The 11339-nt window shown below is 63.9% G+C and carries 11 protein-coding genes; 5 read left to right on the forward strand and 6 right to left on the reverse strand.

Annotated elements, in window-relative coordinates:
- Positions 1 to 16: 16 nt before the first annotated feature.
- Complete coding sequence (locus tag CC207_RS01350) at positions 17 to 394, reverse strand: hypothetical protein (RefSeq protein WP_028690005.1); 378 nt, start codon at positions 392 to 394, stop codon at positions 17 to 19.
- Positions 395 to 504: 110 nt separating this feature from the next.
- Here CC207_RS01350 and zigA point away from each other — a divergent pair, with 110 nt between their 5' ends.
- The 3 genes from zigA to CC207_RS01365 are packed head-to-tail and all read left to right on the forward strand — an operon-like array spanning position 505 to position 3354.
- A complete protein-coding gene (zigA, locus tag CC207_RS01355) occupies positions 505 to 1713 on the forward strand; it encodes a zinc metallochaperone GTPase ZigA (RefSeq protein ID WP_028690004.1) in 1209 nt (402 codons plus the stop codon).
- Positions 1710 to 2327: a DUF1826 domain-containing protein gene (locus CC207_RS01360; RefSeq protein ID WP_028690003.1), complete on the forward strand. Its 618-nt coding sequence runs from the start codon at positions 1710 to 1712 to the stop codon at positions 2325 to 2327. Before zigA ends, CC207_RS01360 begins: the two co-directional genes overlap by 4 nt.
- A gap of 52 nt (positions 2328 to 2379) precedes the next feature.
- Positions 2380 to 3354: a GTP-binding protein gene (locus tag CC207_RS01365; RefSeq protein WP_088851461.1), complete on the forward strand. Its 975-nt coding sequence runs from the start codon at positions 2380 to 2382 to the stop codon at positions 3352 to 3354.
- On the opposite strand, the gene CC207_RS01370 is transcribed toward CC207_RS01365, so the two are convergent.
- Positions 3355 to 3747, reverse strand: a complete 393-nt coding sequence (locus CC207_RS01370) for a DUF3301 domain-containing protein (RefSeq protein WP_023629680.1) — start codon at positions 3745 to 3747, stop codon at positions 3355 to 3357.
- Positions 3748 to 3867: 120 nt separating this feature from the next.
- Here CC207_RS01370 and pdxY point away from each other — a divergent pair, with 120 nt between their 5' ends.
- Positions 3868 to 4740: a pyridoxal kinase PdxY gene (gene pdxY / locus CC207_RS01375; protein ID WP_069015987.1), complete on the forward strand. Its 873-nt coding sequence runs from the start codon at positions 3868 to 3870 to the stop codon at positions 4738 to 4740.
- Here pdxY and CC207_RS01380 read toward each other — a convergent pair.
- Entirely contained in the window at positions 4737 to 5222 is a 486-nt protein-coding gene (locus tag CC207_RS01380; protein ID WP_023629682.1) for an acyl-CoA thioesterase, read from the reverse strand. The two genes, pdxY and CC207_RS01380, sit on opposite strands and share 4 nt — an antisense overlap.
- Positions 5223 to 5548: 326 nt before the next feature.
- Here CC207_RS01380 and CC207_RS01385 point away from each other — a divergent pair, with 326 nt between their 5' ends.
- Positions 5549 to 7309: a cation:proton antiporter gene (locus CC207_RS01385; RefSeq protein WP_028690000.1), complete on the forward strand. Its 1761-nt coding sequence runs from the start codon at positions 5549 to 5551 to the stop codon at positions 7307 to 7309.
- Positions 7310 to 7452: 143 nt separating this feature from the next.
- Here CC207_RS01385 and CC207_RS01390 read toward each other — a convergent pair whose 3' ends face one another.
- The 3 genes from CC207_RS01390 to uvrD all read right to left on the reverse strand — a co-directional run bounded on the left by CC207_RS01390 (position 7453) and on the right by uvrD (position 11305).
- The gene (locus CC207_RS01390) at positions 7453 to 7860 is read right to left on the reverse strand and encodes an SMI1/KNR4 family protein (RefSeq protein WP_028689999.1); all 408 of its coding nucleotides are present in this window, start codon (positions 7858 to 7860) and stop codon (positions 7453 to 7455) included.
- Positions 7861 to 7973: 113 nt separating this feature from the next.
- Positions 7974 to 8822, reverse strand: a complete 849-nt coding sequence (locus CC207_RS01395; RefSeq protein ID WP_062360080.1) for a Tim44 domain-containing protein — start codon at positions 8820 to 8822, stop codon at positions 7974 to 7976.
- Between the two features lie 299 nt (positions 8823 to 9121).
- A complete protein-coding gene (uvrD, locus tag CC207_RS01400; RefSeq protein WP_088851462.1) occupies positions 9122 to 11305 on the reverse strand; it encodes a DNA helicase II in 2184 nt (727 codons plus the stop codon).
- Positions 11306 to 11339: the final 34 nt, after the last annotated feature.

An 11339-nucleotide genomic window follows, 5' to 3' on the forward strand; every position in this document is an offset into this window, starting at 1 on the left:
CCTGAAGTGATGGCAGTCAGCGGCAACCGCCGACAAGGCTGCAGTGCAGGTTGAAGCGTTGACCGCTGGAGCTGGAGACACGGTTGAGGGTGGTCCAGCCGATGCGACGGCTGTAGCCCACCCAGGCTTCACCGTCGCTGGCCAGCCCGGTGAAGAAGGTCAGCGTGCCGTAGCGGCTGTTGGTCTGAGCCCACAGGCGCTTGCCTGCTACTTCGTAGCCTCGCAGGTAAAAGGTGCTGCCTTCGGTACGCACGCTGTAGTAGTTGCCTTGGCCATCCTGGCAGGCGAGCAGGGTCGCGCTGCGGGTGCACAGGGCGAGGTCGGTGTGAGGCATGGCGAGAAGCTGCATAGGTGCTGCGAGCAGCAGCAAGGCAGCGAGGCCGGATGATTTCATGACGCTCTCCAGACAACCGTTCGGTCGACACGGCTTGGCGAAATTGTATTGTTATAATATAACATTGTGCAATGCATCGATTCGAATGCGCCTGCCCGATGAGGTTAGTCATGCCCAACCGTCTCCCTGTCACCGTGCTGTCCGGCTTCCTCGGCGCCGGCAAGAGCACGCTGCTCAACCATGTCCTGCGCAACCGCGACAACCTGCGCGTCGCCGTGATCGTCAACGACATGAGCGAAATCAACATCGATGCCAGCGAGGTCCAGCGCAACGTCAGCCTGAATCGGGCGGAAGAAAAACTGGTGGAGATGAGCAACGGCTGCATCTGTTGCACCTTGCGCGAGGACCTGCTGGAAGAGGTGGCGAGGTTGGCGAGTGAGGGCCGCTTCGATTACCTGCTGATCGAGTCGACCGGAATATCCGAGCCGCTGCCGGTCGCCGAGACCTTCACCTTTCGCGACGAGCAGGGGCGCAGCCTCTCCGACATGGCGCGCCTGGACACCATGGTCACCGTGGTCGACGGGCTGAACTTCCTGCGCGACTACCAGGCCGCCGAGAGTCTCGCCAGCCGTGGCGAGACCTTGGGTGAACAGGACGAGCGCTCGATCAGCGACCTCTTGATCGAGCAGGTCGAGTTCGCCGACGTGCTGTTGCTGAGCAAGATCGACCTGATCAGCCAGTCTGACCGCGAGGAACTGGTGGCCATCCTGCGCAGCCTCAATGCCCGGGCGCAGATCGTGCCGATGGTGATGGGCCAGGTGGCGCTGTCGCGCATCCTCGATACCGGCCTGTTCGATTTCGACCAGGCGGCCCAGGCACCGGGCTGGCTGCGCGAACTGCGTGGCGAGCATGTGCCGGAAACCGAGGAATACGGCATCGCCGCCAGCACCTGGCAGGCACGTCGGCCATTCCACCCGCAGCGCTTCTACGACTTTATCCACACACCCTGGAGCAACGGCCGGTTGCTGCGTTCCAAGGGCTTCTTCTGGCTGGCCAGCAAGTACCAGGAGGCTGGGAGCTGGTCCCAGGCCGGTGGCATGATGCGTCACGGCCTGGCGGGGCGCTGGTGGCGCTTCGTGCCACGAGAGCAATGGCCGCAGGACGAAGAGAGTACCGCGGCGATCCTCAAGCAGTGGTCGGTGGAAAGCGGCGATTGCCGCCAGGAACTGGTGTTCATCGGGCAGAACATCGACTTCGAGCGGTTATCCACAGAGCTGGAGGCCTGCCTGCTCACGGACGACGAGATGGAGTTGGGGCCGATGGCCTGGCTGCGTCTGCCCGATCCTTTCGGGGCCTGGCATGAGGACGCGGTGGCATGACTGTGGATATCCGCCAGGTGTTCGGTGAATCGCCCCAGGTGATGACCGACATCCTTCAGGATGGTGTCAACCTGGCGGTCTGGCAGCGCCGCCTGCCGGCCCAGGTGGAGGACTTCGCCAACCTGGTGCTCAGCCTTGGCCAATCCCTGGCCGATGAGCGGGTGATCGAGGTGGATGAACGCCACCCGCCAGCCTTGCCCGGTTTGCTCAGGGAGGCCGCCGATCTGCACGGCTATGACGGTTTCGTCGCGGATGTGGCTTGGCTGGTGGCTGCCTATACCTGCCTGCTGGGCGCCCGTCGTCTCGGTGTGCGCGTGCGGGTACTGGACGGGGCGATGTGCCCGCGCATGCATGTGGACCATGTGCCGGTGCGCCTGCTCAGTACCTATGCCGGCGCGGGCAGCGAATGGCTGGCGGAGGGAGCGATCGATCGCGCGCGCTTGCAGCAGTCGTTACCGGCTGTGGATAAAGTTCGGCGCCTGGCGGCGGGAGAGGTGGCCCTGCTCAAGGGCGAGAAGTGGCTGGGCAACGAGGGCGCGGGATTGGTTCACCGGTCACCGCTGACGCCTGCCGGGGAGCGCCGATTGTTGCTGAGCCTGGACTGGTTGGCATGAATCGCGGGGCCCGGCGGTATAGACTGCCATCAAGCCATCCCGATACCGAGCCATGCTGCATAACATTCCCACCCATGTGATCGCCGGCCCCCTCGGCGCCGGCAAGACCAGCCTGATCCGCCACCTGCTGGACCAGCGTCCAGCCGGCGAGCGCTGGGCCGTGCTGGTCAACGAGTTCGGTCAGATCGGCCTCGATGCCGCCTTGCTCAGCCGCGACGAGGCGGGCATCGCCATCGGTGAAGTGGCGGGAGGCTGCCTGTGCTGCGTCAATGGCGCACCGTTCCAAGTGGGGCTTGGCCGCTTGCTGCGCAAGGCGCGCCCGGACCGCCTTTTCATCGAACCGTCCGGCCTCGGTCACCCGGTCGAGTTGCTGGAACAACTGGGACGCGCACCTTGGACTGGCGTACTGTCGGTGCAGCCAATGCTGATGGTGCTGGATGCCGCGGCCCTGTCCCGGGGTGACGTCCTGCCTGAGGCTCAGCACCAGGCACTGACGAAGGTGGGGTTGCTGGTGTTCAACAAGGCGAGCGTTGTGGATGAAGCCGCACGCTTGTCGATAACTGCATCACTACCCGCCATACCGGCGCGCTGGACGGACCACGGGACACTGCCGCTTGCTGCATTGCCTGTTTCAACCCTCGTGGCGGCAGGTACAGTCGACCATGGCCGCCTGCCTGTGGATAACGATGCAGTGCCGTTGCCCACCCTGTGGACCGATCCACGACAGCCGATCTGCCATTTTCAGCAGGGGGAGGGAGGTTGGAGCATCGGCTGGCGCTGGCATCCCGACCAATGCCTCGACGCGGCCGTGCTGCGCGGTGTTCTTGAACAATGGCCGTGGCGCCGGGCGAAGGGCGTTATCCACAGCACCGAAGGCTGGCAGTCGTTCAATGGCCTTGAAGGCGGGACGCTGGAATGGCGTTCCAGCGAATGGCGCAAGGACTCGCGCATCGAGCTGATTTTCGATCAGCCGCAGCCCTTGCAGGCCCTGCAAGCGGCCTTCGGCGGCTGCCCGCTGATCCGTTGATCAATTGCGCCAGCGGTTGTGCTCCTGGCGCCACTGCTGCATTTCGATAACGTTGTCGGTACGCGGCGGGGTCTTGATCTCGAACGGGTAGGGCGCGAGTTCGATCTGCATGGTGTGAGCGCCGAACTGGGTGACGGTCCCGGGGTGGCGTTGTTCACCGGTGACGGTGAACTCGAAGTTGTAGATGCGCGCCAGGCGCTTCCTGCCATTGGCGTCGCGCACGAAGGCGATGCGCTTTAGCGCCACGGCGTCGTCGAGCAGTTCCAGGTCGAGCTTGGCGCAATGCTGCTTGACCCGTGCCAGGGCCTTTTCGCGCAGCCCGTGGTTGTGCCACAGCCAGGCGCCTGCGGTCGCCACCAGCATCAGGACGAAGAGGTTTTCCAGGGTCAGCATTTGCGTAAGCTCCAGACAGGTCGATCCAGCTTAACTGCGTCTCTGGCCTGTCGTACAGATGGCAATCGGGTTCATACTGCGGGCCGCACACTTATTCACACAGTTTCGGAATCGTCCCGCATGAAACGTACACCGCACCTGCTCGCCATTCAGTCCCACGTGGTCTTTGGACACGCCGGCAACAGCGCCGCGGTGTTTCCCATGCAGCGGGTCGGGGTCAACGTCTGGCCGCTCAACACCGTACAGTTCTCCAACCATACTCAGTATGGACAGTGGGCCGGGGAAGTGCTTGCCCCAGCGCAAATTCCCGCGTTGGTGGAAGGCATTTCCAATATCGGTGAGCTGGGCCATTGCGATGCGGTGTTATCGGGCTACCTGGGCAGTGCCGAGCAGGGGCGGGCGATCCTGGCCGGCGTCGAGCGGATCAAGGCGGTCAATCCCAAGGCCCTGTACCTGTGCGACCCGGTCATGGGGCATGCCGAGAAGGGCTGCATCGTGCCGGCGCAGGTCAGCGAGTTCCTGCTCGAGGAGGCGGTCGCCAAGGCCGATATCCTGTGCCCGAACCAGCTCGAGCTGGACAGCTTCTGTGGCCGTCGCGCGCAGTCGCTGGAAGATTGCGTGGGCATGGCGCGCGGGTTGCTGGAGCGCGGGCCGCAGGTGGTACTGGTCAAGCACCTGAATTATCCACAGCGGGCGGACGATGCCTTCGAGATGCTGCTGGTGACCCGCGATGCCAGCTGGCACCTGCGCCGGCCTTTGCTGGCCTTCCCACGCCAGCCGGTGGGGGTGGGCGACCTGACCTCCGGGCTGTTCCTCGCCCGCGTGCTACTGGGCGACGACTGGCTACAGGCTTTCGAGTTCACCGCCGCCGCCGTGCATGAAGTGCTGCTGGAAACCCAGGCCTGCACCCGCTATGAACTGCAACTGGTGCGAGCCCAGGACCGCATCGCCCACCCGCGGGTGCGCTTCGAGGCGCAGCGTTTGCTCTGTTAGATCGAATCAGTCTTGAGGTTCTGGTAGCGCTGTTCCAGCTCCTGGCGGATCTGACGGCGTTGCTGACCCTGCAGGAAGCGGCGCTTCTCCTCGCTGCTCTGCGGCTGGCGCGGTGGTACCTTCACCGGGCGACGGTCGTCGTCCACCGCGACCATGGTGAAGAAGCAGCTGTTGGAGTGGCGCACCGAGCGCTCGCGGATGTTCTCGGTGACCACCTTGATGCCCACCTCCATCGAGGTGTTGCCGGTGTAGTTGACCGAGGCCAGGAAGGTCACCAGCTCGCCGACATGAACCGGTTCGCGGAAGATCACCTGGTCCACCGACAGGGTCACCACATAGGTGCCGGCATAGCGGCTGGCGCAGGCATAGGCGACTTCGTCGAGGTACTTGAGCAGGGTGCCGCCGTGTACGTTGCCAGAGAAGTTGGCCATGTCCGGTGTCATCAGGACGGTCATGGTCAGCTGGGCGTTTCCAGGTTCCATAGAGAGCTCACGGTGAATTTGCACGGATTCGGGGCGGGTATCTGCAGACACTTCTGTTTCCCCTCGTTGAGGTTTCCCATCCTGGTACGGGACGTCGGCTGACGCTCCATCGTCACGCCAATTTTGCCATCGGCGGTGTCGAATCGGCCGATCTGTTTCTGCATATTGCATCGGCATTTTGTGGCAAGGCGCGATGTTAACCTGACGACGCCCATGCAACGTGGGCTTTTGCGTCTATCACAACAGTATGTGCCTGCTCCGCGCCGAAGGATCGTCCGGCAGAGGAGCGGTTCGCCCCGTGCACCGAAAACAAGGAGTATCACGCCATGCATGCCATCAGCTTCATCCAGGACCTGGCGGTGATCATGCTGGTTGCCGGGGTGGTCACCATCCTCTTCCATCGCCTCAAGCAGCCGGTGGTGCTGGGCTACATCGTCGCCGGCTTCATCATCGGCCCGCACACGCCGCCGTTCGGTCTGATCCACGACGAAGACACCATCAAGACGCTGGCCGAACTTGGTGTGATCTTCTTGATGTTCTGCCTGGGCCTGGAGTTCAGCCTGCGCAAGCTGTTCAAGGTTGGCGCCACGGCTTTCATCGCGGCGTTCCTGGAAATCGTCCTGATGATCTGGATCGGGTTCGAGATCGGTCGCTGGTTCGGCTGGAACACCATGGATTCGCTGTTCCTCGGGGCAATCCTGGCGATCTCCTCGACCACCATCATCGTCAAGGCGCTCAACGACCTGAAGATGAAAAACGAGCGTTTCGCCCAGCTGATCTTCGGCGTGCTGATCGTCGAGGACATCCTCGGCATCGGCATCATCGCGCTGCTGTCGGGCATTGCCGTCAGCGGCTCGGTGAGCTCCGGCGAAGTGTTCTCTACCGTGGGCAAGCTGTCGCTGTTCATGATCGTTGCTCTGGTCATCGGCATCCTGCTGGTGCCGCGGCTGCTGGCCTACGTGGCGAAATTCGAAAGCAACGAGATGCTGCTGATCACCGTGCTGGGCCTGTGTTTTGGCTTCTGCCTGCTGGTGGTCAAGCTCGAATACAGCATGGTGCTCGGTGCCTTCCTGATCGGCGCGATCATGGCCGAGTCGCGCCAGTTGCTGAAGATCGAACGGCTGATCGAGCCAGTTCGCGACCTGTTCAGCGCCATCTTCTTCGTCGCCATCGGCCTGATGATCGACCCGTCGATCCTGGTCGAGTACGCCTGGCCGATCGTGGTCATCACCCTGGCGGTGGTACTGGGCAAGATGCTCTCCTGTGGCATGGGCGCGTTTATCGCCGGCAACGACGGGCGCACCTCGTTGCGCGTGGGGATGGGGCTTTCGCAGATCGGCGAGTTCTCCTTCATCATCGCCGCCCTGGGGGTGACCTTGCAGGTCACCAGCGACTTTCTCTATCCGGTCGCAGTGGCTGTGTCGGCCATCACCACCTTGCTGACGCCGTACCTGATCCGTGCCGCCGATCCGTTGTCTATCAGGCTGGGCAAGGTGGTGCCGAGCCGCGTGGCACGGGTGCTGTCGCTGTACGGCGAATGGTTGCGCAGCATCCAGCCGCAGGGCGAGGGGGCCATGCTGGCGGCGATGATCCGACGCATTCTGCTGCAGGTCGGGGTAAACCTGGCGTTGGTGATCGCGATCTTCTTCAGTGGCGGTTATTTCGCCGGGCGCATCGGTAACTGGTTGAGCGAGTGGGTGGCGGATGCCGGCCAGCAGAAGGCGCTGATCTGGGGAGCGGCATTGCTGCTGTCGCTGCCGTTCCTGATCGCGGCGTATCGCAAGCTCAAGGCGCTGTCGATGTTGCTGGCGGAGATGGGCGTCAAACCCGAGATGGCAGGGCGGCATACCCAGCGGGTACGGCGGGTGATCGCCGAGGTGATTCCGCTGCTGTCACTGCTGGTGATCTTCCTGCTGCTGTCGGCCTTGTCGGCAAGCATCCTGCCGACCAGCGAACTGCTGCTGGTCATCGTCGTTGTGGCGGCAGTGGTGGTGGCGCTGCTGTGGCGCTGGCTGATCCGGGTGCATACGCGGATGCAGGTGGCGTTGCTGGAGACGTTGGAGAACAGCCGCGATCATTCGCACTGAGCAGGCGGCTAACGCTTTCTGCGCAAGATTTCACCGTCGTCCGAGGGGATGGAGCGGTAGCAGTGTCGCCAGGCGCAGAGAGCCTGGCGATTCTACGAGTGATGGGTAGCAATAAGCCATCACTTTATGCGGGTATTTCTCATTCAGCTTTCCAGCCAGACATCCCGTGCCCAGTGCCAGACCGATTCCCAGCTTTCCTCGGTGACGATTTCTTCTTCACCCGACCACAGCACAACGGTGCCGTCCTCTTCGACGCAGTAGTAGTCGTCACCGTCCTGGCAGATGGGAATGAGGTCGCGAGGCACGCCGGCGTCCCAGGCGTTGGCCGCCACTTCCGGCAGGTAGGTGTGGGATTGCGGATCGGTCACGGTCACCGGCTCGAGGCTGCCATACACCACGTCGCTGACGGTCAGCAGGTATTCCTTGAACACGAACGGGATGTTGATGAACAGCTCTTCCTCGATCTCGACCAGTTGATCCTCGTCCGGCAGTTCCAGCGGCACCGGTACCGGCTCGTTGGCTTCACGGAGTTGTTCGATCACTTCTTCCACGGTTCACATCCTCTGACCTTATGACAACGCTGCGCGTTATACCCTAGTAGGCCGCTCTGGCAAAAGCAAAAACCCCGGGACAGGCCCGGGGTTTTTTCTGCAACGTGCGACGGTTAACCGTTTTGGCGGATACCGGCCAGCAGCCAAGGCTGATTTTCGCCATGGGCGCGAACCATGTGCCAGCTTTCGCTGAAGGCTTCGCCCTGATCGAAGCGCGAGGTCTTCGACACGCCACGGAAGGTCAGGGTGGCGTCGGTCTGGTCGGCGCGCTCGTCGACGCCGTCCAGTTGCACATCGAGGTCGTCGATGTAGGTGGACTGGAAGCCTTCACCCTGCTCGGCACGCTCGCGCTTGAGGAACTCGAGCATCTGCGGGGTGACGAACTCGGCGATCTTGTCCATCTCGTTGGCGTCCCAGTGCTGCTGCAGCGACTGGAAGTGCGAACGGGCGGCGGACAGGAAGCTGGCTTCGTTGAACCAGGCCGGAGCGTTGATCACAGGCGAGGCGACCGGCGCGGCGGAGCCGCCGAAGATCGACTGCGGGGCGGCCTGCGGCTGGGCTTCGCGCTGGTACGGGGCGTGGCCGGCGGCAGCGTGTTGCGGCTGCTGCTGGCGACGGCGCGCGGCGATGAAGCGGAAGACCAGGAAGGCGATCAGGCCCATGATCAGGAAATCGAGGATCTGCATGCCATCGAATCCGTCGCCCATGAACATGGAGGCCAGCAGGCCACCGGCGGCGAGGCCGGCGAGTGGGCCCAGCCAGCGCGAGGCACCGCTGGCGGCGGCTGGTGCGCGACCAGGAGCGGTCGGGGCGGCGGCAGGCGTGGTCGGGGTGGCCTGGCGGGTCTGGTGGATAGGCGCGGAGCCCGAGCTCTTGCCACCACCGAAGCGCTTGGCGTTGGCGTCGAGGCTCAGCGTCAGGCCGACGCAGAGCGCCAGAGCGATGCTAAGAAAACGTTGCATAAGAAGGGGATTCCCGTTTGTGTGGATTGCACGCGCGTCATGGTGCACATGAACTGACAGACATAGCCAGCGACAAGATGTTTCGAGCTTTTGCCTGACTGACCGGATCTATGCGTTCACCTGTAGGTGATCGCCCAGCCCTTTGAGCTGGGAAACTGCCCCCTGTGGGAGCGGCCTTGCGTCGCGAAAGGGCTGCGTAGCAGCCCCAGCAATTTCAATGGCGGCTCGGAATCTGGGGCCGCTGCGCGCCCCTGCCGCGACGCAAGGCTGCTCCTACAGGGGCGTTTCGTTCGATTCGGTCAGATAGCTTCCAGCTTGGCGTAGCCCAGCATCAGCCACTTGCTGCCCTCGGAGAAGTTCACCTGCACCCGTGCCTGGGCGCCAGATCCTTCGAAGTTGAGGATCACGCCTTCGCCGAACACCGCATGCTGCACCCGCTGGCCGAGGCTGAAGGCGGTCTGCGGGATGCTGGCGTTGGCGAACAGGCTGCTGGCCGGCGTCTTCGCGCCGCCGAACGGACGGCTGACGGTATTCGACAGACGCACCTCCTGCACCAGCCCGGCGGGGATCTCCCGGACGAAGCGCGATACCTTGTTGTAGGTCTCGCTGCCATACAGGCGGCGGGTCTCGGCGTAGGTCATGACCAGCTGGCGCATGGCCCGGGTGATGCCCACGTAGGCCAGGCGGCGCTCCTCTTCGAGGCGGCCGGGCTCTTCCAGGCTCATCTTGTGAGGGAACAGGCCTTCCTCCATGCCCACCAGGAACACGTACGGGAACTCCAGGCCCTTGGCGCTGTGCAGGGTCATCAGCTGGATGCTGTCCTCGTGCTCGTCGGCCTGGGTGTCGCCGGCCTCCAGCGAGGCGTGGCCGAGGAACGCCGACAATGGCGAGAGGTCGGCGTCTTCGTCGCTGGTTTCGAAGTTGCGCGCCGCGCTGACCAGTTCCTCAAGGTTTTCCACCCGGGCCTGGCCTTTCTCGCCCTTCTCTTCCTGGTGATAGACGATCAGCCCGGACTGCTCGATGACCGTTTGGGTCATCAGGTGCAGCGGCATGTCCAGCACCTTGGTGGCGAGGTTCTCCAGCAGCTCGATGAACGCGCCCAGGGCGCTGGCGGCGCGGCCCTTGAGGGCCTTGGCGGCGAGCAGCTGGCACATGGCTTCCCACATCGACAGCTGGCTGTGGCGGGCGTGGTCGCGGATGGCCTCGACGGTCTTTTCGCCTATGCCCCGTGGCGGCACGTTGATCACCCGCTCCAGCGCCGCGTCGTTGCCGCGACCTTCGAGCAGGCGCAGGTAGGCCATGGCATTCTTGATCTCGGCGCGCTCGAAGAAGCGCTGGCCGCCATAGATGCGGTAGGGGATGCGTTCGCGCAGCAGGGCCTCTTCCAGCACCCGCGACTGGGCGTTGGAGCGATAGAGGATGGCGATCTCGCTGCGCGCGTTGCCCTGCTTGACCAGGCTTTCGATGGTCTCGACCACGTAGCGCGCCTCGTCGTGCTCGTTGTACGCGGCATAGAGCGTGAGCGGTTCGCCCTCGCCCATGTCGGTCCACAGCTCCTTGCCCAGGCGCCCGCTGTTGTTGGCGATCAGGGCGTTGGCAGCCTTGAGGATACCGCCGGTGGAGCGGTAGTTCTGCTCCAGGCGGATCAGCTCGGCGTCCGGGAAGTCGGCGGTGTACTGGTGGATGTTCTCGATCTTGGCGCCGCGCCAGCCGTAGATCGACTGGTCGTCGTCGCCCACCGCCATCAGGCTGTCGCCACCGGAGGCCAGCAGGCGCAACCACGCGTACTGCACGGCGTTGGTGTCCTGGAACTCGTCCACCAGCAGGTGGCGGAAGCGGCGCTGGTAGTGCTTGAGCAGGTCCGGGTGGTCGCGCCACAGGTCGAGGGCACGCAGCAGCAGCTCGGAGAAGTCGATGACCCCGGCGCGATCGCAGGCCTGCTCGTACGCGACATAGATGTCACGCATGGTGGCCAGGAACAGGTCGCCGCTGGCCTGGATGTGCCGTGGGCGCAGGCCTTCGTCTTTCTGGCCGTTGATGAACCACTGGACCTGGCGCGCCGGCCATTTCTGCTCGTCCAGGCCCATCTCGCGGATCACCCGCTTGATCAGGCGCTGCTGGTCGTCGCTGTCGAGGATCTGGAAGTTCTGCGCCAGCCCCGCTTCCTGCCAGTGCGCCCGCAACAGGCGGTGGGCCAGGCCGTGGAAGGTGCCGACCCACATGCCAGCCGGGTTGATGCCCAGCAGTTGCTCGATCCGTTGGCGCATTTCCGCCGCGGCCTTGTTGGTGAACGTCACCGACAGGATCGAGTGCGGCGAGGCCTGTTCGACCTGGATCAGCCAGGCGATGCGGTGCACCAGCACGCGGGTCTTGCCCGAGCCGGCGCCGGCCAGCACCAGTTGGCGCCCCACCGAGGCCGCCACGGCCTGGCGTTGAGCGTCGTTGAGGGAGTTCAGCAGGAGGGAGAGGTCGTCATTATGCATCCGGGCATTCTATGGCCGTGCGAAGGCAGGGGCA

Origin of the sequence: Pseudomonas sp. DrBHI1 (assembly GCF_002205115.1) — a bacterium.
Lineage (GTDB): Bacteria > Pseudomonadota > Gammaproteobacteria > Pseudomonadales > Pseudomonadaceae > Aquipseudomonas > Aquipseudomonas mosselii.

Excerpts from the sequence above, each read along its gene's own strand:
- CC207_RS01350 (WP_028690005.1), bottom strand. The coding sequence starts at position 394 with ATGAAATCATCCGGCCTCGCTGCCTTGCTGCTGCTCGCAGCACCTATG.
- CC207_RS01360 (WP_028690003.1), top strand. The coding sequence starts at position 1,710 with ATGACTGTGGATATCCGCCAGGTGTTCGGTGAATCGCCCCAGGTGATG.
- pdxY (WP_069015987.1), top strand. The coding sequence starts at position 3,868 with ATGAAACGTACACCGCACCTGCTCGCCATTCAGTCCCACGTGGTCTTT.
- CC207_RS01380 (WP_023629682.1), bottom strand. The coding sequence starts at position 5,222 with ATGGAACCTGGAAACGCCCAGCTGACCATGACCGTCCTGATGACACCG.
- uvrD (WP_088851462.1), bottom strand. The coding sequence starts at position 11,305 with ATGCATAATGACGACCTCTCCCTCCTGCTGAACTCCCTCAACGACGCT.
- zigA (WP_028690004.1), top strand. The coding sequence starts at position 505 with ATGCCCAACCGTCTCCCTGTCACCGTGCTGTCCGGCTTCCTCGGCGCC.
- CC207_RS01365 (WP_088851461.1), top strand. The coding sequence starts at position 2,380 with ATGCTGCATAACATTCCCACCCATGTGATCGCCGGCCCCCTCGGCGCC.
- CC207_RS01370 (WP_023629680.1), bottom strand. The coding sequence starts at position 3,747 with ATGCTGACCCTGGAAAACCTCTTCGTCCTGATGCTGGTGGCGACCGCA.
- CC207_RS01385 (WP_028690000.1), top strand. The coding sequence starts at position 5,549 with ATGCATGCCATCAGCTTCATCCAGGACCTGGCGGTGATCATGCTGGTT.
- CC207_RS01395 (WP_062360080.1), bottom strand. The coding sequence starts at position 8,822 with ATGCAACGTTTTCTTAGCATCGCTCTGGCGCTCTGCGTCGGCCTGACG.